18 protein-coding genes, 1 tRNA gene and 2 pseudogenes are annotated in these 21,420 nt (G+C 69.2%); 11 read left to right on the top strand and 10 right to left on the bottom strand.

Annotated features, from left to right (window positions below; genetic code table 11):
• The first annotated feature begins 96 nt into the window (after nt 1–96).
• The gene (locus tag AB0L56_RS05620; protein WP_365419321.1) at nt 97–1,017 is read left to right on the top strand and encodes a condensation domain-containing protein; all 921 of its coding nucleotides are present in this window, start codon (nt 97–99) and stop codon (nt 1,015–1,017) included.
• Here AB0L56_RS05620 and dnaN read toward each other — a convergent pair.
• The 3 genes from dnaN to AB0L56_RS05605 form a co-directional block, all read right to left on the bottom strand.
• Nucleotides 995–2,134, bottom strand: coding sequence for a DNA polymerase III subunit beta (dnaN, locus tag AB0L56_RS05615; RefSeq protein ID WP_365419318.1), 1,140 nt, complete (start codon nt 2,132–2,134; stop codon nt 995–997). The genes AB0L56_RS05620 and dnaN overlap by 23 nt on opposite strands.
• A gap of 56 nt (nt 2,135–2,190) precedes the next feature.
• Nucleotides 2,191–2,952 (bottom strand): SDR family oxidoreductase, encoded by a 762-nt coding sequence (locus AB0L56_RS05610; protein WP_365419315.1) that lies wholly within the window; start codon nt 2,950–2,952, stop codon nt 2,191–2,193.
• 66 nt (nt 2,953–3,018) lie between these two features.
• Nucleotides 3,019–3,228 carry a helix-turn-helix transcriptional regulator gene (locus AB0L56_RS05605; protein WP_365419313.1) on the bottom strand — a complete coding sequence of 70 codons (210 nt, stop codon included), beginning with the start codon at nt 3,226–3,228 and terminating at the stop codon, nt 3,019–3,021.
• 624 nt (nt 3,229–3,852) lie between these two features.
• Here AB0L56_RS05605 and AB0L56_RS05600 point away from each other — a divergent pair.
• Nucleotides 3,853–5,172, top strand: coding sequence for a phosphatase PAP2 family protein (locus tag AB0L56_RS05600; protein ID WP_365419946.1), 1,320 nt, complete (start codon nt 3,853–3,855; stop codon nt 5,170–5,172).
• Nucleotides 5,173–5,188: 16 nt separating this feature from the next.
• On the opposite strand, the gene AB0L56_RS05595 is transcribed toward AB0L56_RS05600, so the two are convergent.
• Together AB0L56_RS05595 and AB0L56_RS05590 are read right to left on the bottom strand one after the other, a co-directional pair.
• Nucleotides 5,189–5,962, bottom strand: coding sequence for a polysaccharide deacetylase family protein (locus AB0L56_RS05595; RefSeq protein ID WP_365419310.1), 774 nt, complete (start codon nt 5,960–5,962; stop codon nt 5,189–5,191).
• Between the two features lie 190 nt (nt 5,963–6,152).
• Nucleotides 6,153–9,872, bottom strand: a complete 3,720-nt coding sequence (locus AB0L56_RS05590) for a helix-turn-helix domain-containing protein (protein ID WP_365419308.1) — start codon at nt 9,870–9,872, stop codon at nt 6,153–6,155.
• A 267-nt stretch (nt 9,873–10,139) separates the two neighbouring features.
• Here AB0L56_RS05590 and AB0L56_RS05585 point away from each other — a divergent pair, with 267 nt between their 5' ends.
• The 4 genes from AB0L56_RS05585 (at nt 10,140) to AB0L56_RS05570 (ending at nt 14,213) form a co-directional block, all read left to right on the top strand.
• Nucleotides 10,140–11,315, top strand: coding sequence for an acyltransferase (locus AB0L56_RS05585; protein WP_365419944.1), 1,176 nt, complete (start codon nt 10,140–10,142; stop codon nt 11,313–11,315).
• Between the two features lie 368 nt (nt 11,316–11,683).
• Complete coding sequence (locus tag AB0L56_RS05580; protein ID WP_365419305.1) at nt 11,684–12,070, top strand: type II toxin-antitoxin system RelE/ParE family toxin; 387 nt, start codon at nt 11,684–11,686, stop codon at nt 12,068–12,070.
• Nucleotides 12,067–12,405, top strand: a complete 339-nt coding sequence (locus AB0L56_RS05575) for an XRE family transcriptional regulator (protein WP_365419302.1) — start codon at nt 12,067–12,069, stop codon at nt 12,403–12,405. Before AB0L56_RS05580 ends, AB0L56_RS05575 begins: the two co-directional genes overlap by 4 nt.
• 671 nt (nt 12,406–13,076) lie before the next feature.
• Nucleotides 13,077–14,213: a hypothetical protein gene (locus tag AB0L56_RS05570; protein WP_365419300.1), complete on the top strand. Its 1,137-nt coding sequence runs from the start codon at nt 13,077–13,079 to the stop codon at nt 14,211–14,213.
• Nucleotides 14,214–14,533: 320 nt separating this feature from the next.
• On the opposite strand, the gene AB0L56_RS05565 is transcribed toward AB0L56_RS05570, so the two are convergent.
• From AB0L56_RS05565 to AB0L56_RS05555, 3 genes are all read right to left on the bottom strand, one after another.
• Entirely contained in the window at nt 14,534–14,968 is a 435-nt protein-coding gene (locus tag AB0L56_RS05565) for a cupin domain-containing protein (protein WP_361034814.1), read from the bottom strand.
• Between the two features lie 441 nt (nt 14,969–15,409).
• Nucleotides 15,410–15,745: a hypothetical protein gene (locus AB0L56_RS05560; protein ID WP_361034811.1), complete on the bottom strand. Its 336-nt coding sequence runs from the start codon at nt 15,743–15,745 to the stop codon at nt 15,410–15,412.
• Nucleotides 15,746–16,116: 371 nt separating this feature from the next.
• Nucleotides 16,117–16,683 carry a YceI family protein gene (locus AB0L56_RS05555; RefSeq protein ID WP_365419297.1) on the bottom strand — a complete coding sequence of 189 codons (567 nt, stop codon included), beginning with the start codon at nt 16,681–16,683 and terminating at the stop codon, nt 16,117–16,119.
• A gap of 75 nt (nt 16,684–16,758) precedes the next feature.
• Between AB0L56_RS05555 and AB0L56_RS05550 the strand changes: the two are divergent.
• Together AB0L56_RS05550 and AB0L56_RS05545 are read left to right on the top strand one after the other, a co-directional pair.
• A pseudogene (locus tag AB0L56_RS05550) lies at nt 16,759–17,712 on the top strand (IS1380 family transposase); the annotation flags it as partial.
• Nucleotides 17,713–17,716: 4 nt separating this feature from the next.
• Nucleotides 17,717–18,103 (top strand): annotated as a pseudogene (locus AB0L56_RS05545) (site-specific integrase); the annotation flags it as partial.
• 90 nt (nt 18,104–18,193) lie between these two features.
• Here the strand turns inward: AB0L56_RS05545 and AB0L56_RS05540 are convergent.
• Nucleotides 18,194–18,267: transfer RNA gene (locus tag AB0L56_RS05540), tRNA-Gly, on the bottom strand.
• Between the two features lie 260 nt (nt 18,268–18,527).
• Here AB0L56_RS05540 and AB0L56_RS05535 point away from each other — a divergent pair.
• The 3 genes from AB0L56_RS05535 to AB0L56_RS05525 all read left to right on the top strand — a co-directional run bounded on the left by AB0L56_RS05535 (nt 18,528) and on the right by AB0L56_RS05525 (nt 19,857).
• Complete coding sequence (locus tag AB0L56_RS05535) at nt 18,528–18,695, top strand: hypothetical protein (protein ID WP_365419991.1); 168 nt, start codon at nt 18,528–18,530, stop codon at nt 18,693–18,695.
• A gap of 80 nt (nt 18,696–18,775) precedes the next feature.
• Complete coding sequence (gene dcd, locus AB0L56_RS05530) at nt 18,776–19,351, top strand: dCTP deaminase (protein WP_132856835.1); 576 nt, start codon at nt 18,776–18,778, stop codon at nt 19,349–19,351.
• A complete protein-coding gene (locus tag AB0L56_RS05525; protein WP_365419293.1) occupies nt 19,348–19,857 on the top strand; it encodes a phosphoribosyltransferase in 510 nt (169 codons plus the stop codon). Before dcd ends, AB0L56_RS05525 begins: the two co-directional genes overlap by 4 nt.
• Before the next feature lie 162 nt (nt 19,858–20,019).
• On the opposite strand, the gene AB0L56_RS05520 is transcribed toward AB0L56_RS05525, so the two are convergent.
• A complete protein-coding gene (locus tag AB0L56_RS05520) occupies nt 20,020–21,213 on the bottom strand; it encodes an alcohol dehydrogenase catalytic domain-containing protein (protein ID WP_365419290.1) in 1,194 nt (397 codons plus the stop codon).
• Nucleotides 21,214–21,420: the final 207 nt, after the last annotated feature.

Genomic DNA, 21,420 nt, shown 5'->3' with positions numbered 1-21,420 from the left:
CTTACCCTCTCGCATCGCCGGTGCGCGGCAACTCGGGCCGGGCGGGCCCTGGGCGACCGGGTACGCCCCCCTGGTCTGGACGCCTGGGCACACTCCATGGCCGACGCTCCCCCGGCTCTCGGCCTGCCGACGGACCGGCCGCGGCAGCAGTCCACCGGCGGCCGGACGGCCACCGCGGATTTCCGGATCGACGCGGAGCTCACCGGGGCCGTGGAGCGGGCGGCCGCCGAGGGCACCGCCACGCCGTTCATGGTCTGCCTGACCGTATACGCTCTGCTCCTGGCCCGGCTCACCGACAGCGACGACATCGTGATGGGTACTCCGGTCACCAACCGGACCCGGCCCGAGCTGGAACCCCTCATCGGTTTCTTCCTCAACACCCTGATCCTGCGGGTGTCCGTCGACCGGACACTGACCTTCCGTGAACTGCTGGCCCGGGTGAAGGCGCACACCCTGGAGATGTTCGAGCACGCCGACACCCCGTACGAGCTGCTGGTGGAGCGGCTCAACCCGGTCCGCGCGCCCGGATACAACCCGGTGGTGCAGGCCATGTTCACCCAGCAGACGGGCTCGGCGACCCCGCTGCGGCTCGCTGGGACCGAGGCCACCGCGGTGCCCGCCGGCGAGGGCGCCGGCGAGTACGACCTCGTGGTCTCCCTGCAGCCGCGGGACGGGCACATGCGGGGACGGGTCTTCTACGCGGAGCGGCTGTTCCTCCCCGAGACGATCGAGAACTGGACCGAGCACTACCGGCGGCTGCTCGACGCCTGCACCCGGCAGCCGGACAAGCCGCTGTACGCCCTGGACCTCGGCACGCCGGTCACCACCCCACCGGCGCCCGCAGTCCCGCTCGGCGACCACAACGTAGGCCGACCGGCTGAGCCACGGCGCCGATGGTTGACCAGTCCGATTCGCCCTGAAAGGGCTGGGTGCGGTCCGCCCGGAGAGGAGACCGCACCCAGCCCCGCCGTCGCCGGCAGCCGACGACGCCGGATCACTCGGTGCGCAACGGCATGAACAGGTACCGGTAGCTGGGGTCGTGCTCGCCCTCCGGCTCCTGCAGAGCGGTGAACACCGCGGGCTTGCTGGTCGTCGTGTAGCTGAACTCGACGAAAGGCGCGCTGATCGCGCTCAGGCCCTCCACCAGGAAGCTCGGGTTGGCGGCAACGCCGAACTCCTCGCCCTCGTAGTGGGCGGCCACAGCCTCCCGCCCGCGAGCCTCGACGGCGTTCCCGGCGTCCAGCACGATCCGGCCCTCGGACAGCGTCATCCGCAGTGGGGCATGCCGCTCGATCACCAGCGAGACGCGCTTGGCCGCCTCCAGCAGCGCCACCCGCTCGATGACCGCGCTTCCGGTGTACTCGCTCGGGAAGATGCTCTGGTACTTGACGAAGGAGCCGTCCATGAGCCGGGTGGTCGCCCGGCGCGGACCGGCCTCGAAACCGATGATCCCGCCGCCCGCAGCGGATTCCGACGCGTTGAGGCACAGCGTCACGGTCTCACCCTTCGACAACGAACGGGCGATCTCGTGCAGGGCCTTCGCCGGAACCAGCGCGTTCGTGCTGAGCTCGACGTCCGGGGTAGCGGGATTCCACGGTATGTCCCGTACCGCGAGGCGATACCGGTCCGTGGATACCATGCGCAGCGTGGAGTCGGTGACTTCAAGCAGGACGGCGGTGAGGATCGGCAGTGTCTCGTCGCGCCCGGTGGCGACCGCCGCCTGTGCGACGGCCTCCGCGAACAGGGCGCCGTCGACCGTGCCCAGGACCTGCGGCATCTCGGGCAGTGCGGGGTAGTCATCCAGGGGCATGGCGGGGAGGTCGAACTGCGACGCGCCACACAGCAGCACCGCCTCCGACTCGTCGGCCGAGATCTCGACCGGCAGGTTCGGCAGCGACTTGGACACCTCGGAAAGGAGCCTGCCGGAGACGACGAGGGAACCCGGCTCCAGGACATCCGCCTCCACGCTGAATTTGGCGGAGACCTCGTAGTCGAAACCCGAGACGGTCAGGACGTTGTCCGCGGCGGTCAGGAGAAGACCGGCGAGGGTGGGGACCGGCGGCCGCGAGGGGACGGCGTGAAAGGCCCAGGCGACTGCTTCGGCCAGGGCGCTGCGATCGATACGGATTTTCAACGGGCGGCCACCTTCGGAATGAGTTCGCCAGGAAGATATCGGTTGTCGGATTGGTGTCAGATGTGCCGAAGGGCCCCGCCGTCGACCGGGACCATGAGTCCGGTGAGGTACGACGCCGCCGGCGACAGCAGGAAGGCGGCTACCTTCCCGAATTCCTCGGCCCGCCCATACCGGCGCAATGGAATAGCTGCCGAGTTCCGTGCACGCACCGCCTCGGGATCTCCCTTGAGGGAATCGAGTTCCAGGACCCGCTCGGTATCGATCTGGGAAGGGAGCAGCCCGAACACGCGTATTCCCCGGGGCCCGAGTTCGTCGGCGAGTTCTTTCGCGGTCATGGCGAGGCCGGGCCGCAGCCCGTTGGACAGAGCGAGACCGGCCACCGGCTCACGTACCGTGCCGGACAGCACCAGTCCGAGGGCGCCGCCCTCCTCCATGGCGCTCACCGCGGTACGGACCAGCCGTATCGTGCCGAGGAACAGCGATTCGAAACTGCGGCGCCACTGCTCGTCGTCGAGCTCCGTCGCCCCTCCCGGCTCGGGGCCACCGGCCCCGGCGAGTGCGCCGTCCAGGCGACCGAACCGTTTCAGCGCGGCGTCGATCACGCGCTCCGCGCTCGCGGCCTCGGCGTTGTCGGCGACGACACCGAGCACCCGGTCCTCGCCGCCCAGCCGGACCACGGCTTTGTCGACGGTCTCGGAAGTACGGCCGGTCACCACCACCCGAGCGCCCTCGGCCACCAGTTCCCGCGCCACGGCGAAGCCCAGCCCGCGTGTCGAAGAAGTGATGACGTAGGTCCGCTCGGAGAGTCCAAGATCCACAGAGGCATTCTCTCAGTCTTCTGGGCACACGGCAGCCAACGGACGAAGTATTTCGGGACACTTGGGCTAGGAGTCACGTTCCAGAAGGCGGAGTTTATGGACGAGGTAGCCGGCGTGCGGGCGGTTGCGCGCCCCCATGCGCTTCATGATCTCGGACAGGTGCCGCTGGTAGGTGCGCAACGAGATACCGAGGCGCTTGGCAATGACCTTGTCCTCATGGCCCTCGACGAAGAGCCGGAGCAGGGTGCGCTTCAGATCGTCGGAGACCGCTACCACGTGATCCCGGCTGTAGGAGACGGGGAACGGCGTGCCCTGCGCCCAGGCGCGTTCGACATGAAGGCCGACTGAAAGCCCGTAACTCCGTGGGCCCCTCGGCAAGTATCGAATAATGAACACATCCGACCAAATGTCGCTTTACGCCAGTCTCCGCCCGCCCTGCTGATCGCCCCCTTGGCAGACCATCCACCCCCTGCACGCGATACGGCGCCCCGGATCACGGTCACCGCTGGGCTTGGCGCCGCTGGTGCTTCGTGTCGCCGGCCGTCCCCGGCGATCACGGCCTGAGCGCCCGCGCCCCGGTGTTCTGCCCCGACGCCGGGTGACGGTCGGGCTCCGTGCGTGCACACGGCTATTGACCTGCGTAGATGGGCTGTGCTTCTCTCGCGCGAAGGGCTGGGGGCGGTGAGGTGCGGGGGCGGGTCGGGGGAGGCGTGAGGTGTCTCGGTGTGAACCCGAACTGTGCTTTTCCCGTCTTATTAACTGACCGACGGCTGCCCTGACGGGATCACCATCTAACAAAGCTGACAGAAGTTGACAGACATACCACCGCAGAACTTTTCGGGCATACGTGAGAGAGCCGCGACGCCCGTACGGCGTCGGCCGAAGGCCGTGCTCTGGACCCTGACCGCCGCCGTGACCCTCGGCTTCCTCGTCGCGCTCGAATTCGCCGCGCGTCACTACGGCACACCGGGGCCGATCAGCCTTCAGGCGCGGGAGGTGATCCACGCCCCCAAGTCGGGCGGTCTGCTGTACGCCGCCCTGGCGCTGATGATGGTGGTCCTCACCCGGCGGGAACGGTTCATCGCGGTGGTCGCGGCGATCGGCATCGACCTCGGCTTCCTCCTCGTCCGCTGGGCCGTCGACGCCGACACGGCCGGCGGCCACCCCTTCGGCAACGGCGCCCTGTGGGTGACCCTGGGCGTCGCGGTCCTCGCCGTCACCCGCCGCACCGGCCCGGAACGCATCCTGCTGCTGAAGGGCGTCGGCCTGGCCCTGCTGCTGATGGCCGGCCGCAAGACGGGCGACACCTGGCTGCTCATCACCTCCAAGACCCGCACGACGGTGCTCGACCAGTACGTCGCCGTCGCCGACCACGCGCTGGGCGACCCGTCCTGGCTGGTGGGCCGGCTCGTCACGGCCTCCGGCGCCGTCGGCTACAACGTCCTCGACTTCGTCTACGGCAATCTCGCGGTGGCCGCGGTCGTCGCCGCCCTCTACCAGCTGCGTCACGTGGCGGCCGAGCGCCGCTTCCCGCGCCACCACCTGGTGCGTACGTTCCTGGTGATAGGCCTCGTCGGACCGGCCTTCTACATGATCTTCCCGGTGGTCGGCCCGATCTTCGCCTACGGCACCGGCACCGAGCACTGGGCGGCGGTCAGCCTGTGGGCGCCCGACATGCCGCCCACCGCGCCCTGGGCCGCGGCCGACATCTGGCCGCGGACGCTGCCGCCGGCCGACGCCCCGCAGCCCATGACGTTCGACGGGATCACCCCGCGCAACTGCATGCCCAGCCTGCACACCGCCTGGGCGACCGCGATCTTCATCCACACCCGCAAGAGCCCACGGCTGCTGCGCTACGCAGGAACGTTCTGGCTGATCGCCACGCTCTGCGCGACCCTCGGTTTCGGCTGGCACTACGGCGCGGACCTCATCGCCGGTGTCGTGTTCACCCTCACCATAGAGGCGGCCCTGCGCGCGTACGACCGTGGCTGGGACCCGGCAGGGCTCCGGCTGGTCGCCTACGGCACCGCGGTCTTCACCGCCTTCCTGCTGTCGTACCGCTGGCTCCCCGTGCAGATGGCCCACTACCCCTGGCTGGCCGGCCCCCTGCTGCTGGCGGCGACGGCCTCGGTGGTCTACGGCTACGCACGGACCACCGAGCAGTGGTCCCGCAGGACCGTCCCCGTCCCGCGCCCCGAACCACAGCCCGAGCCGATCTGACCCATGCCCGGACGCCTCAGCGCACCGGGAAGCCGAAGGAGTACCCCTGCTCCTTGAGCCAGGGAAGGACGCGGTTCAGGGCGTCGACGGTCTGGGAGCGGTCCCCGCCCGCGTCGTGGAAGAGGAGCGTCGGCCCGTTGGGGAGCTCCCGCTCGACCGTGGCGACGATGGCGTCCGAGCCCGGCCGCTCGAAGTCCTTGGTGTCCACGTTCCATCCCAGCGGGCGCATGCCCCGGGAGGCGGCCAGTTGGCGGCTGTAGGGGGTGAAGGCCCCTCCGGGCGCCCGGTAGTACGTCGGCCGCACGCCACCCGACGCCTTGGTGATCATGCGCTCGGCGTCGAGGATCTCCTGGGACTGGTACGCCTCGGACTTCCGGTCCATGGCCGTGTCGTGCGACACGGAGTGGTTGCACAGCCGGTGCCCGGCCGCGACCACGTCCTTCACCAGGTCCGGGTGGGCCTGCGCCTGCGTCCCCGTCACACAGAACGTGGCCTTCACACCGTGCTCGCGCAGCAGGTCGAGCACCTGGGGGGTCCACTCGGGGTCGGGGCCGTCGTCGATGGTGATGTTGACGCCCCGGTCCCCCGCGTCGGAGGCGTGCGCGATGGTCTTCGACACCGGATCGGCATCACCGCCCGGCGCGGCGGGCGCGGACGCCTGCGGTGACGGGCCGGCCACGACATCGGCCTGCGCCGTCCACACCGAGGCCCCGACGGCCAGCACCGTCACCCCGAGCGCCGCCCCGGCCATCTTGCCGTACCAGCCTCGTCCACCGCTGTGCCGCGCCATGTCCGCCCCGCCTCCGCGTCGTTGCCCGTTGCCCTGATCACCTCGACCAACTGGCAGGACGAGCGAGGCGCGACGGACGGATCCGTCCGTTACCGATCACGGACAGTTCCGGGGAAGTTCGCGGACAAGTGCGCCGAACTGAACGCCGACGAGGTCGACGTGGCCGAGCGGTGCCGTCCTCACCGTCGAGCTACCGCTGCACGCGGCAGCCGGTCTCGGCGGACCGGTCGTGCACGTACCGGGACCGTTCCGCACGTGTGAGAATGCTGCCGACGGCCTCGCAGATGTTCCGGATCGCGCGGCCCGGGTCGGGCAGGTCGACCGTCCACAGTCCGACGGAGTCGCCTGTGCCGATGGCCAGAGTGCGTCCGTCCGGGCTGAACGCCACGGCTGCGGGCGTGCGAGTCCGCAGGGTGATTCTCGTCTGGCCGGTGTCGAAGTCCCACAGCCGGACTCCTCGTACGGTGCTCGCGGCCAAGGTGCGTCCATCGGGGCTGAAGGCCAGCGACGTCACCTCACCGCCGGCCCTGAAGCTGTCCTGGAGCCGACCCGTGCGCACACCCCAGGTCCTCACCGAGCCGTTACTGCCACTTGCCGTGGCCAGTGTGTGCCCGTCCGGGCTGAACACCAGGGACAGCGGGCTCCGGGCGCTCGTCCTGATGGTGTGCCGTGTACGGCCGTTCGAGGCGTCGAGCAGCCCGACCCGTTCGCCGCTGTCCTCGACGTAGGCGACGGCAAGGGTCCGGCCGTCCGGGGCGAACGCCACCGCCCTCACAGGTCGGCCGCGGCCGATGTGGACGGTGTGCAGGACGCCGGTTGAGAGGTGCCAGATCCGTACCGACCCGTCTACGCCGACGAGCGCGAGCCGCGTCCCGTCGGGGCTGAACACCGCCGTGTCGACGCCCCCCGGGGCGCGGCTCCGGCGAAGGCCGCCCGTGGCGACATCCCGGACCTCGATGACCCTCTCCCTGAGGACCCTGGCAGCCAGGGCGCGCCCGTCCGGGCTGAACCCGGCGGCTCCGAGGCCGGACACCGCGAGGGGCAGTTGCTCTCCCCGGCGTGCCGGAGGAGCGGTGTCGAGCGCCAGGGAGGCTTCGCGGTCGCCCGTCCTGACATCCCAGAGCCCTACCGACCCACGTCCGGGTGGCCCCTGGTGGACCGTGGCCACCGTACGTCCGTCCGGGCTGAACGCCATATTGGCGACGGACGTGCCGGCAGGGCCCGGCAGAACGGTCTGCGGATGGTCGGCAGGTGGGCGGTGGACCCGGACGACGGGGTCCAGATTGCTGCTGGTGACCAGGGTGCGGCCGTCCTCGCTGAGGGCCACGTCCATGGTTCCGCGTCCGTGATGGCCGGCGGTCACCGTGGCCCGTGCCGTGCCGGAGACGGTGTCCCACAGTCGCACCGTGTCCCCACGGCCCTCGATGGCCAGGGTCCGTCCGTCCGGAGCGAAAACCACTCCGTCCACCTCGCCTGCCGTGTCCCTGATGGTGCGCAGGACGTCGCCCGTGGCTGTCTCCCGCATGTGCACCGAACCGTCGGCGCGGACCACCGCGTAGGCCCGGCCGTCAGGACTGAACCCCGCCGCATGGCCCCCGGTCCGGTCGTCGCGGGCAGTCCGGATGCGGCTGGCGGCCATGTCCCACACACGCACTGGTCCGTCGCGGCCCACAGCGGCGACCGTACGTCCGTCAGGGCCGAAGGCGACCGCCTGTGGGTCGGGGTGGTGGGTGAAGCCGTGCCGCTTCCGGCCGGTGGCGACATCCCACACCCGTACGGCCCCCGGCGAGGAGACGGCCACGGTACGACCGTCGGGGCTGAAGTCCACCCCGCGTACCGAACCATCGGGGACGGTGAAGGCTCTGAGTTTCCTGCCGGTGACCGGATCCCACAGGCCCAGTGTCATGCCGGTGCCTTCGGCACTGGCGACGGCCAGGGTGCGTCCGTCAGGGCTGAACGCCACGACTTCGTCGATGTCATGGCCGGTGAAGGTGTGCCGGAGCCGGCCCCCCGGCAGGCCCCAGATCCGTACGGAGCCGTCGCCGCTCTGCGTGGCGAGGGTGTGCCCGTCCGGGCTGAGGGCGATGGACTGCACGGGCTCGGTGCCGCTGATCAGGCGCTTGCGCAGCGGTAGCGCCGCGGCGGCATACATGGCGGCGGTGGCTTCGCGGGTAGGGCTGGTGCGGTAGGCGTGAACAGCGAGCAGTGAGGCGAGGTCGGGTTCGGAGTCCAGGAGCGCACTGGACTGGGCAGCCAACTGCCGGGACTGGGCCAGCTGTTGGGCGGCGACGGCGCTCTTCCACTGCCTCGCGGCGAGACCGGCGGCGACGAGGGCGAGGCACAGGGCGGCGGTGACCGTGGTCAGCACGAGCCGGTACCGTCGCCGGCCCTTCTGCGCGAGGTGGCGGCCGGCGTCGAGGAAGGAGCGCTCCAGGTCGGTGAGGTCCTCGCGCGGTGCGCCGCCGAAGTGTTCCTGGGCGGCGTGGAGCCGGCTTCCCCGGTACAAGGCGTCCTCTTCGCGGCCCAGTTCCTGCCACGCGTGGGCCGCGGCGGTCAGGTTGCGGTGCACACGCAGGCGTTCGCGGTCCTCCTCGATCCATCCGCGCAGCCGCGGCCAGCCCGTGATCAGGGCCTCGTGGGCCAGCTCGACCGTGTCGACGTCCAGGGTGAGCAGCCGTGCTCGGACAAGCTCATCCAGCACCCGGGCGGTGTCCCCCCGACCGGCGCCCGGCAGTTCCGCGCGGTGGACGGAACGGCGGGTGTCGGGGGTGCCGTCGCCCGGGGCGATCAGGCGCAGCAGCACTCTGCGGGCGGTGCCCGCCTGGTCCTCGGTGAACCGGCCGTAGACCTTCTCGGCGCTCTTGGCGATCGCGCCGTCCAGGCAGCCGGCCGCCTCGTAGCCGTCCAGGGTCAGTGTTTTGCCACGGCGGTGACGCCAGGTCTCCAGCAACGCGTGGGAGAGCAGAGGCAGCCCGCCCGGCGCGTCGGCGACTGCCTCGACCAGCCTGGCCGTCAGGGCACGTTCCACGGTCAGTCCGGCGGCCGCGGCCGGCTTGACGACGGCGTCCCGCAGTTCCGCCGGTTTCATCGCTCCGGCCAGCAGATTGGCGTCGCGCAGTGCGTCGGCCAGGCCGCGGTGCTCGGCGCAGCGGCCGTAGAAGTCGCCGCGTACGGCCAACAGCACCCGTAAGCGGCTCTCGGGCCGCCGGGCGGCCAGCAGCAGATCGATGAAGCGGGCCCGCTCGGCGGCATCGGGGCAGAGGGTGAAGACCTCCTCGAACTGGTCGACGATCACCAGCGTGTCCGCCCCGGCGCTGCCCTCGGCGGGAGCTTCGGGTGTGAGAACGGGTGCATGACGGTCGGCGGGGCGTTCGCCCGGGGTCAGGATCCGGATCGCGGCCGGGCGCAGGTCCGGATCCTGAGTCTGCCGGAGGACGGGTATCAGGCCGGCCCGCAGCAGGGAGGACTTGCCGCTGCCGGAGGGGCCGAAGACCGCCGCGAACCGCCGACGGCGCAGCAGGTCGACCAGGTCGGCGGTGAGCTGTTCCCGGCCGAAGAACAAGGCGCTGTCACCGGTCTCGAAGCGTGCCAGCCCCCGGTACGGCGGGACTGATCCGTCGTCGTCGCGAGAGCCGTCACGGGCGGCCTCCTCCACCGCCTTCCTCCACCGGGCCTCCCATTCCGCCGGATCTCCACCGCACGCCCCCGCATAGGCCAGGGCCACCGGCAGCGTCGGCAACTGCTCGCCCGCCGCCGCCTGCGACAGCGTGGTCACCGAGTAACCCGCCCGCTGGGCCAGAGCCCGGTACGTGATCCCGCCGGCTTCCGCCCGCAGCGTGCGCAACTCGTACGCGAATCGCTGCACCGGACCCGCCGCCGGGTCCACCGGCACCTCACGACGACCTGCCACACCCTCACCCCTCCAGCCGCCCCCGCACATCCGTCATTGTCCGGCCGCCGGAACGGTACTGCCGAACAATGCGCCGGCCGCTGAACTCGTCGGTGCGAGCGGCTCCCTGCGAGCGCACGCCGCGCACCACACGAGCCAACACCACCTCCCAGAAGAGGACCCCGCCTGCGCATGCACCCCCTACCGTCCCTCTCCGCACTACCGGCACACGCACTCTCCGCCGGACCACGACCGCCAGCGGCGATCGCACGGTCCGGCCCGTCGCGCCTGAGATGGCTGGACGCGATGCGCGGCATCGCCGCACTCGTCGTGGTGTTCGACCACTCGTCGTACACCTTCATGGCGGACTTCCGCGGGGAGCTGATGCCGCAGTTCAACACCAGCCGCTACGGCATCATGGTTTTCTTCCTGGTGAGCGGCTACATCATCCCGGCGTCGCTGGAGCGCCGGGGCTGCATTCGCACGTTCTGGATCGGACGGATCTTCCGTGTGTACCCGCTGTGGGCGGTCGTCGTCACGGTGCTTCTCGCCGCCAACCTGGCAGGCATAGCGGAAATCCCCGACTCCGGACAGCACAGCACGGCCGCCGTCGCCGTCGCCCACGCCACCATGCTCCAGGAGTTGCTGGGAACCCCTAATCTCCTGCTCATCCTCTGGACGCTCTCCTACGAGATGTCCTTCTATTTACTGATCGTCGCTCTCTTCACCGTCCGCCTCCACCGGCAGTCCGCGGCCATCGCCGTCATCCTGGCCGCTCTCGCCGCTGCGAGCGTGACCGCAGGGGTGGTGCTGCCACCCTCCGCTCTGTCCTGCCGGATCGGCACCGGCCCGCTGATCGCCTTAGCCTCCCTCGCCATGGCTGTCGCCATCTGCTGTGCGAGCGCCAGGTCATCCGCGCTCCGGGTATTCGGGGGTGTCCTGGGCGGCGTGCAGGCGCTCGTCCTGGTGTCGTGCAACGGCACCGTCCCGCTGTGGGAGGGCCTCGTGATTCTCGCCGCGATGTTCCTCGGCACCGCCGTCCACCGCGCCGAGAACGGTCAGAGCACCTGGCGCTGCACAACCGGCGCGGCCGTCATGGTGGTCGCCTGCGCCGTGGGCAGTGCCTACGGGCACGGCGACGGCGACCACTCCACACGGCGCGGCTGGATCACCGCGTTCCTGCTCGCCGTACTGACCTTCGCCGCCGGCCTGGCCTCACGCCGCCGACGCCTCCCACGGATGCTGACCGGACTGGGCACGATCAGCTACTCGGTCTACATGGTGCATCCCGTGCTGCTGGCCGTGATCGACAACACGACCGGCCGACGCCAGCAGGACAACCTCGCGCTCGAAACGGCGTTCTTCACCGCACTGCTGCCTCTGTGCATCCTGACCCACCGCTACATCGAAGCGCCGACCCAGACGTGGGGCCGCAGATTGGCACAACGAGTGCAGCCACCGTGAGGAGCGCACCCGCGGGGACACCGCCGTGGCTGCTCTCCGGGGGACAACGCCGTGCCGCCTGATGAGCAGCCGGGCGTCAGGGTGCGGCCGGTGCCACTGTCAGCGGGACGGTGTGATCCGGTCGAGACGGTCCTGGTCGAAGGGGCGGTATGGAGGTTCGGCGTCCGTGTGGCCGAGGAGGATCCGGTCGGCCGCCAAGGGGGTAACGACGGCGCGGTCGGCCCGGAGCTGCCCCGGGAAGGTGCTGCCAGCCGTCCGGATCGCCGTTCACGAGGGCGTGATGGGCGCGGCGAGACAGTCTCTCCTCGTGCCGCGCCGCCCAGGGCACTGGCCTCTTCAGCACGGCACGTGTTAACGCTTGCATTAACATGGGGCTCGTGGCTCAATGGGAAGTGGTCCTCGTCGCGGAGGTCGCGGCGTGGTTCGAGGCGCTGGCCGAGGAGGACTGGGACAGCGCCGAGCAGGTGGAAGACGCCATCGACATGCTGGCGGCCACGGGCCCGACGCTCGGTCGTCCGCTGGTCGACCGGATCAAGGGTGCCGGCAACCACCACTTGAAGGAGCTGAGACCGGGATCGTCCGGGAGCAGCGAGATCCGGATCCTCTTCGCTTTCGATCCGGTGCGCCGGGCAGTGTTGCTGGTGGCCGGTCACAAGGCCGGAAACTGGCAGCGTTGGTACGACGTCAACGTCCCGATCGCCGAGGAGCGCTACCGGGCGCATGTGACCGATCTTGAGACCAGGGAGTACGAATGAGCACGATCGGCTGGGAGGAGACCAAGCGCAGGGCGCGCGAGCGGCGCGAGGCCGCTGGGCTGCCGGTGCGTTCGGCTCAGGAGAAGCAGGCGGCCATGGACCGGCTGACCGCGGAGGTGCGCGCGCACAAGCTTGCCGAGGTCCGGCATGAGCAGGCGCTGACCCAGCGCCAGGTCGCGGCGTCGATGGGTGTCTCGGCACCTCGCGTCTCCGCGATCGAGCACGGCGAACTGGACCGGGCCGAGGTGGCGACGCTCCGGGCCTATGTGGAAGCGCTGGGTGGTCGGCTGCGCGTGGTCGCAGATTTCGGGGACGCGGAGTACACCGTCGCTTGAGGCGACTGCCATCTGCGACGTTTGCGTACCGGTTGAGGACCTGGATGACAACGCTTCAGATTGGCGCGCCCGTCCTAAGCCGCGCTGTCCGGCGTCAACCAGAGCACGTCTCGACGGCGGATGCGATGGGTCGCCCCAGCGTGATGACCTCTTCGTCCCTAAGCAACTTGGGCGGGTGGCTGCCCTTGGGCTGGTAAACCTCTCACCTGCTGTGAGCGTCCACAGCCGTCCGCGCTTGTCCGCCGCTGTCTGTCGGCGTTGTCACGCAGTTACTGTAGACACTCACCAGGGACGCGCCCCGGCGCTTGGAAGGCGCTTGCTGGATCTTGGGTAGCCCCCTTGCTGACCTGCTTGTCTTTCCGTCCCGCGCGCGTCATCGACTGACCTTCGACACGCATTCGACACGGCTCGGCCTACTTGTACACGGTCGCCGCTTGCAGAGCTCGAGCGAAGAACGTCCAGTGTGGATCGGGTGTACTGCGCCCGGAGTGCAGGACGGCCGCGCGTCACCAGACCCGGGGAATCCCCCGCCCGGGCCTGGTGGCGCCTGACCCGCCCGGCACGGGCAGCCCCGAGTGACTGAACGGAGTCACGCCGCGGTTGCTGCTCCTGCGCCCACCGCGTTACCTGGAACGGAGCGGAGCGAGGCATACGGAGCGCGAGGAGCGGTGATGATCACGCAAGACCAGGTCGATCGAATTCTCCGGCTGGACGGGAACGGGCTTCCGTTGGTCTCGCTCTACATCCCCGCGGAACCGGACAGGATGGGCCGCCGCGCGTTCCTGACCCGGGTGGCGAGCCTGCTGGACCGCATCCGGCCCCTCGCGGAGGATCGCTCACTTGAGCACGCCGCGCGGCTCTCGCTCCGTGACGACATCGCGAAGATCGGGAAATCGCTCGAGGACGAGCCCCACAGGCCGGGCGCTGCCGCCGTCTTCTCCTGCAGCGGCAACGGCCTCTACGAGCAGGTGTGGCTGCCGCGAAGCACCCGCGAACGCATCGTGGTGGACGCCGATCCGTACGTCCGTCCGATGCTGGGCGTGCTCGACGAGTACTACCGCACCTGCGCGGTCATTGTGGACAAGGGGACCGGTCAGGTCTGGGAGCACTACATCGACGAGGCCCGGGAGCTGGAGACGATCCGCGACCGTACGCTGCGCAAGCCCAACTACGCCGCGGGGCTCGCCGAGGACCGGGTCCGCAACAAGGCCGACGAGCTCAGCAAACGGCACTACCGGCGGCTCATCGGCGAGCTGAAGCAGCTGTTCGGGACCGGGCGCTTCGATCTGCTCGTCGTCGGCGGCCACTCTTATGAGGTACCGGTCTTCATCGAATTTCTCCCGCGCCAACTGCGGGACCGGCTCATCGGCAGCTTCACCGTCGACCGCGAGACCGCCACGCCCGCGGACATCAAGCAGAAGGTGCAGGAGCTCGTCTCCGACCACGCACACCAGGAGCAGCGACAGCTCGTCGGCGAGATCCTCGAAGCCAGGGCGGCCCGGCGGCCCTGCGCCGTCGGCCTCGACGAGACGCTGTGGGCGGCCTCGCTGGCCGCGATCCGGACGCTGGCGGTGGACGAGGAGGCGGCTGCCCCAGGTGTCATCTGCGACCGGGACGGGCTGCTCGCGCTCTCGGGAAAGACCTGCCCGCTCTGCGGGGAGCCGCTGCGCGAGGTCCCCGACATCATCGACGAACTGACCGAGACCGTCATTGACGACGGCGGCGAGGTCCGGCACATCGAGCCGAACACGGAACTTCGCGCACACCATGCCGGGGCACTGCTGCGCTTCGAACTTCCCCCGCAGTAGGCCGGCGCGGAATAGTCCGCCGGATCCTTTGACTACCTCGCATAACCGGAGTAATCATTGCAAATAGGACCGGTCAACCACGACAGGGCTCCTCGCGGAGTACCTGTCGTGGCACCGGCCAGGTCCCCGGCGACTTCCGAGATACGAGTAGTGGGTTGATCGGAAATTTCCGGGGACCGCCTGTGTGCACGGTGTCCTCACGGCTCCGGAGGACCTTGGATGGTGCGAGATTCGGCTGGTTAGAGCGTTCTGCGCCTTGCGGTAGCCAGTCCCATCCCGCAAACCGGCCGCGGGTGCCCCCAGCACCGCCGCCGCAGTGATCACTGGAAGGGGCAGCCGGGGTTCGGCGCATCCTCCGAGAACGGGGCGCCGTGCGGCAGGACGTAGAGCACGTCCAAGACGACGGGCGTGTCACCCATGTTGCGGCCGATGTGGACGTTGCCGGCTCCGGCCGGTTCCTGAATGGCGCTGCCTGTGGGGTACACGCCGTCGGAGGCGCAGGTGGAATCGAAGTGGCTGAGGGTGCCCTGCTTGACGATGCCGTACAGCGGACCGTCGTGGTAGTGCCAGCCTGTGCTCTGCCCGGGCGGAACGGTGATCTCCCGCAGGGTGTAGTCGGTGCCGTTCACGGTGGTCTGATGGATTAAGCGGGCGGTGACCCCCGGTCCCGGAGGCGTGGCCTGGGCGGTGCCGCAGACCAGGACGGCGGCAGAGGTCACCACCCCTGTTACGGCGGTACGGAGAGCGTGGCGCATGCGGGGCCTCCTGCAAGGACGAGAGCCGATACCGCTGCGAACATAAGGCTAAACAGGGGAAGTTGGGGGCGGAACCCACTCTTCCGCAGCCGACCTCGGGCGGTGGCGCCTCATGAGGGAGGAGGATTGCCCGGTCCGTTACTCCTCGCCGCTCTCCTCGGCTGCGCCAATGCCATTGCAGCCGCCGTACGACGGGGTTGGGTGCCCACTCGCGTGGGCTCGCCGTTTTTCACCTCGACCAGTCCGCCGGCTTCTCTCCCTTGCCCTGAGCTGGCTGGCGAGTGAGCACCTCTTCAGGAGTTCGACCCGGGCCCATTTCGACTGCTGCTGTCGACTGGAGCGACTGCCAGGCAGGTGCGCTGGTGTATGCCCCCGTCCGGCGTCGTTGATGTCAGCCGCGGATGTCAGAAGCCCTCTGATTCGTAGCTCTGAAGAGACCGGTCACCCGCAGTCGATGTCGGTCGATCCCCCACGGAGGACCGGATCGGTGCTTGTACCGCTGATCCGCAAATGACCGCCCTCCCGTCCCCAGGACAGTTCGTATGTGCCTGCATCGATGGGACGGTAACCATCGTCGACCGTCCAGGATCCCGACTCGCCCAGGGCCAGGCCGGTGCGCCCCACCGCGTACACCTCGCCATCGCCGGTCACGAGAAAGGATGTCTCCCGCACCACGGCCGTGCAGCCCCCCGGCCCCGCAGGGCGCAGCACGCGGTATTCCACGTTCGAGATCAGGTCGTCTACCGCTCCCCATGTAGTGCCGAGTGCTGCCGTCACGATCAGCAGACTGCTCCCCAACCGTGCCCACTTGGCTCGCTTCCTCAGGAGCTGTGAAGCATCCGTCGGGCGGCCCACCCGGGTGAGGGCACATCGGAGAACGAGCGAAACGACAAGGAGAACTGCACTCATGCCCCAGCCGGGGATCACCCGCCCCTGCACGACCAGCAGGAGGCTGCTCCAACTTGCCACGGCGGCGAGTGCCAGGCTCCCGATGCCAGCTGCCGTTGAGACGGCCGGCGACAACCTCACGCTGTGCTGTGTACATGCTTCGGTCACGGCGAATACGACTCTCCGAACACGCCGACAGTTGCGCTGAGCGGCCGAAGCGCGGAAAGAGCCCTGGGGCCACAGCCACGCTGTCGTTGCCGTCAGCCTGGTGCATCGAGCTTCTGAAGACCGGTGGTGATCTCGATGTCGACGGCGTCGCGAAGTTTGAGAGCGCCGAAGAAGCCCGAGTATGGCTTAATGCCCCATCGGGACTGCACCACGCTACCGACACCCTCGACGCTGCCGTCGTCCCGCTGTCGCACCTCCAAGCGGAGCGGACGGGTCTGCCCTACCAGAGTCAGATCTCCCTCAACGGTTGCGCTGTCGTCGTGGATCTCCACGCTTGTGGAAGTGAAGGTCGCATATCGATGCTGATCGACACGCAGCAGCTTGTGCATCGTCTGCTGGATCTGTTGCCTGTCACCGTCGCTGAGCGGCTTGACCCCGCCGGTGCCTTCCAGGACCTTCAGCGTGCCCAGGTCCACGCGTACAGACACCGCCGTCGGCTGGGTTGCGGGGTCTGCCGGCACTGTGACGTGGCCTTCCCACTCGGTGGCCTCGATGAGCAGGTCATGTCCAACCCTTGCGGCCATGCCCTGGCGAGCGGTGCGCACCAGCAACCGACCGACCTGCTTGCCAATCGTGTACTCGCCTGCTGCTGTGACCATAATTCCAGCCTACGCTCGACCAACCGGCCACAACATCAACCGTCAACGGGTGGAATAGGGGCTGACTGAATCGCCCCTCGGGCGGTGCACGATCCGGGCAAGACCGTGCTGGATGTGGCCCTCGCAGTCGCGCTGGGCGGGGACTGGTTGGCCGATGTCGGGATGCTGCGGGCCGAGCCGGCCGTGTTCGGCCCGGTAGCCTCCGACCCGACCGTCTCCCGCCTCATCGACACTCTGGCCGCGGCGGGCCCGAGGGCCCTGACCGCGATCCGGTCAGCACGAGCCGAAACGCGCGAGCGCGTCTGGAGCCTGGCCGGAGCCTCGTCGCCGGACACCACCGGGCAGGTGATCGTGGACCTGGACGGGGTGCTGGTGCTGGCCCACTCCGAGAAGCAGGACGCCACCGCGACCTGGAAGAAGACCTTCGGACACCACCCGCTGACGGGCTTCGTCGATCACGGAAGCGGCGGGAGCGGGGAGCCGGTGGCCGGCCGGCTCAGGCCGGGCAACGCGGGCAGCAACACCGCCGCCGACCACATCACCACCACCCAACTCGCCCTGGCCCAACTGCCGAAGAAGTACCGGCGCGGACGTCATACCCTGATCCGCACCGACTCCCGAGGCGGAACCCACGAGTTCGTCGCCTGGCTCGCCCAGCGCGGCCGGTGGCTGTCGTATTCGGTCGGCGTGACCATCACCGACGCCATCCACCACGCCGTCCTCAAGATCCCGCCCGCCGCATGGACAGTGGCTGTCGGGCCGGTCGGCGAGATCCGCGACGGCGCCTGGGTCGCCGAACTCGCCGGCGATGTCCTCACCGGCTGGCCGAAGGGGATGCGGCTGATCGTCCGCAAGGAACGGCCGCACCCCGCCGCCCAGTTGCGCTTCACCGACGCCGACGGCCTGCGGCTCACCGCGTTCGCCACCAACACCACCGGCGATCCGATTGCCGCGCTCGAACTGCGGCACCGCCGGCGCGCGAGGGCCGAGGACCGCATCCGGGCCGCCCGGGCCACCGGCCTACGCAACTTTGAAACTGAAGCGTCACCTCGCCTGGTACGCGGAGAAGGGGCCTGACGGCCTCGTCTTCGTCGGCGAGAAGGGCGGGGCCTTCCGTCGTACGTCCTTCGGGCGGAAATGGCGTCGCGCCCGGGTCGCAGCGGGTCTGCCGGACGGCTTCCGCTTCTACGACCTTCGTCACACCGGACACACGCTGTCGACGCGTTCCGGCGCGACGCTCAAGGACACCATGGTCCGGGCCGGGCAGTCCTCGGAGAAGGCCGCACTGATCTATCAGCACTCCGACGACGAGCGGCAGCGCGAGCTGGCGGCCGGGCTCGACGAGATGGTGCGCACCGAGCGTGCGAAGAGCCACAAGGACAGCTCCGCGCACGACAGGGAGGAAGCCACCGGGAGCTAGCCGAGAGCCAATGGTGCGGTTGTGGTGCGAGCCTCGCCCACCGGTCTGGACAACAAAGAACCCCCGGGTCGATGACCTGGGGGTTTCGCGTGGAGCGGGTGACGAGAATCGAACTCGCGCTCTCAGCTTGGGAAGCTGATGTTCTACCATTAAACTACACCCGCGTAAGATCCAGACCCCGTATCGAATCAACGGTGTCCGGACGCTCGCTCACTGTACCTCATGCCAGGCCCCCGGTGTTCAACACCCGGGGGCCTGACGGAGTTTCAGGCGTGGATGCGGCTGCGGAGGGCAGTCGTCGGGGCGTACCGTGAAGCCGTGGCGCGCGTCCGGGGTGCCGCCTGGAGGGTCGTTCCTTTGATCCCGTAACGTGGCTTTTGTCGTCAGGGCAACAAGCCAGACGCGGCTCTTGGGGAAGGGACTCTTGGACTTGATGGAGCGCACCGTCGTCCGCTGTGCCGATGGGCACGTGTTCACCGCCACCTCGTTCCCGATGCAGCAGGCCGAGCGCCTCGGCCCCGGCCGGCTGCTGCGGTGTCCGCGCTGTGCGCGGCTTCGCAGTGTCGTGCCGGTCAGCCTGCAGAAGCGGTAGCGCGGGGAGACCGACAGAGGGCGTGGGCGCGCGGGGCGGCCGGTTGTGGCCGCCCCGCGCGCCTTGCGTATTCTCGGGGCGTGCTTCTCTCAGACAAGGACATCCGGGCCGAGATCGACGCCGGGCGGGTGCGGATCGATCCCTACGACGAATCCATGGTGCAGCCGTCCAGCATCGACGTACGCCTCGATCGTTACTTCCGGGTGTTCGAGAATCACCGGTACCCCCACATCGATCCCTCGGTCGAGCAGGTGGATCTGACCCGGCTCGTGGAGCCGGAGGGTGACGAGCCGTTCATCCTGCACCCCGGTGAGTTCGTGCTGGCCAGCACGTACGAGGTCATCACGCTGCCCGACGACCTCGCCTCGCGGCTCGAGGGGAAGAGTTCGCTCGGGCGGCTGGGGCTGGTCACCCACTCCACCGCCGGGTTCATCGACCCCGGGTTCTCCGGGCACGTGACCCTGGAGCTGAGCAACCTCGCGACGCTCCCGATCAAGCTGTGGCCCGGCATGAAGATCGGGCAGCTCTGCATGTTCCGGCTCAGCTCGCCGGCCGAGCACCCCTACGGCAGTGAGCGCTACGGGTCGCGCTACCAGGGGCAGCGGGGGCCGACGGCCTCGCGGTCGTTCCTGAACTTCCACCGGACGCAGGTGTGAGCGGCGTGCGCGAGAACCTCAGCTACGAGCAGTTCGGCGTCGCCGTCCGCGAGCTCGCCCAGACCATCGCCGACGACGGCTACCGGCCCGACGTGGTGCTCAGCATCGCGCGCGGCGGAGTCTTCGTCGCCGGCGGGCTCGCCTACGCGCTCGACTGCAAGAACCTCCACCTGGTGAACGTCGAGTTCTACACGGGCGTAGGGACGACCCTCGAGATGCCCGTCATGCTCGCGCCCGTACCCAACGCCATCGACTTCACCGACAAGAAGGTGCTGATCGCGGACGACGTCGCCGACACCGGCAAGACGCTCAAGCTGGTGCGCGACTTCTGCCTCGACGCCGTCGCCGAGGTGCGCAGCGCCGTCATCTACGAGAAGACGCAGTCGCTGGTGAAGTGCGAGTACGTGTGGAAGCGGACCGATGAGTGGATCAACTTCCCGTGGAGTGTTCTGCCTCCGGTGCACAAGTCGGGAGAGGCGTCGAAGGAGAACAAGGAAGCGCTCTGACCTGGTGACGTCGCTGCGGCGCTTGTGCCGCACGGGCTGCCCTCAGTCCGTTGGTCAACCTTCTGACAAGCGGCGGAGGAGTCGACGTTCGTCGGCGTTGCTGAGCAGCCCCGTACGGCCCGTGGCCTCCCCGAACGGGGACTGCGGCCGGGCGGGCGGACCTCAGGCGGGAATGAGGCCGTGGGGGTTGATGATGAACTTCTCGGGCACCCCCGTGTCGAAGGTCGCGTAGGCGTCAGGGGCGTCGTCGAGGCTGATCACCTTCGTGTTGAGCATGGCGCTCAGGTAGGGCATGCGGTCCCACAGGATCGCCATCATCAGCTCGCGGTTGTAGTGCATGATCGGTGCCTGCCCGGCGGCGATCCGCGGCGACTTGATCCAGGCCTTGCCGAAGTCGATCGGGTACGTTCCCTCTTGCTCGGGCTTCGACTTCGCGAGCGGGTCGGGGCCGTAGACGCCGATGACTCCGGTGGCTCCGCCGGCGCGGGTCGCGTCGATCACCTGGTTGATGGCGTAGGCCGGGTCCATGTCCTCGGCCGCGCTGCCGATGCCGTGTGCCTCGGTGCCGACGTAGTCGATTGCGCAGTCGACCATGGGTTCGCCCAGGATGGCCTCGATCTGGTCGGTGAGCGCTGCGTCCTGGCTCAGGTCGATCGTCTCGCAGCCGTTGTTCTTCACCAGCTCCAGGCGCTCCTTGTTGTGGTCGCCGACGATGATGCAGGACGCCCCGAGGAGGCGCGCCGCTGCTGCGCCGCAGCGGCCGACCGGGCCGGCGCCGGCGATGTACACGGTCGAGCCCGGCTTGGCGCCGGCCTCCATGAGACCGTGGAACGCGGTGGGCAGGATGTCCGAGAGCAGCGCCAGGTCACGGATCTTCTCCATGGCCTGGTCCCTGTCCGGGAAGCGCAGGAGCTGGAAGTCGGCGTACGGGACGAACAGGTACTCGGCCTGGCCGCCGGCCCAGTCGCCCAGGTTGAAGCCGTACGCTCCGCAGGCCACCTTGGGGTTCGTGGTCTCGCAGACGTCGGTCCGGCGTGCCCTGCAGTTGCGGCATCGGCCGCAGGCGACGTTGAACGGGACGGAGACGAGGTCGCCCTCACTGAGGAACTCGACGTCGGGACCGACCTCGATGACCTCCCCGGTCATCTCGTGCCCCATCACCATGCCCTGGGGCACCGGGAAGGACCCGCGGTAGATGTGCAGGTCGCTCCCGCAGATGTTGGTGGCGACGATTCTGAGGATGACGCCGTGCGGGGCCTTTTTCCCGTTCGGCATCTGGAGCTTCGGGAAGTCCAGGGACTCGACGCGCATGTCTCTCGTGTTGTGGAAGACGACGGCGCGGTTGCCACTTGCCATGACCCTCTCCTCTGTTGGTCCACGGCGACTCGGCCGTGGAAGTGCCGGTGTCATTTCGGTGGTTTTGCGACCTCGGCTTTCCCAACGTAGGGCTGTGGCCCAACGTGTGCACGCCGTAATCGGACCCTCCGTGACCGCGGGCATCGCACCCACGCTGCATGTCTCGCTCCCGGACAGGCACGTCATGTCCATCCGGGCAGGTCCGCG

The organism is Streptomyces sp. NPDC052079, assembly GCF_040680275.1.
GTDB lineage: Bacteria > Actinomycetota > Actinomycetes > Streptomycetales > Streptomycetaceae > Streptomyces.
Note: the sequence above shows the minus strand (reverse complement) of the source record. Positions and strands in the feature narration are given on the sequence as shown.

Bases quoted from the DNA above. Each gene is read 5' to 3' on its own strand.
- AB0L56_RS05575 (WP_365419302.1), top strand. From the start codon at position 12,067: ATGAGCACGATCGGCTGGGAGGAGACCAAGCGCAGGGCGCGCGAGCGG.
- AB0L56_RS05555 (WP_365419297.1), bottom strand. From the start codon at position 16,683: ATGGTCACAGCAGCAGGCGAGTACACGATTGGCAAGCAGGTCGGTCGG.
- AB0L56_RS05565 (WP_361034814.1), bottom strand. From the start codon at position 14,968: ATGCGCCACGCTCTCCGTACCGCCGTAACAGGGGTGGTGACCTCTGCC.
- AB0L56_RS05595 (WP_365419310.1), bottom strand. From the start codon at position 5,962: ATGGCGCGGCACAGCGGTGGACGAGGCTGGTACGGCAAGATGGCCGGG.
- AB0L56_RS05580 (WP_365419305.1), top strand. From the start codon at position 11,684: ATGGGGCTCGTGGCTCAATGGGAAGTGGTCCTCGTCGCGGAGGTCGCG.
- AB0L56_RS05620 (WP_365419321.1), top strand. From the start codon at position 97: ATGGCCGACGCTCCCCCGGCTCTCGGCCTGCCGACGGACCGGCCGCGG.
- AB0L56_RS05520 (WP_365419290.1), bottom strand. From the start codon at position 21,213: ATGGCAAGTGGCAACCGCGCCGTCGTCTTCCACAACACGAGAGACATG.
- AB0L56_RS05570 (WP_365419300.1), top strand. From the start codon at position 13,077: ATGATCACGCAAGACCAGGTCGATCGAATTCTCCGGCTGGACGGGAAC.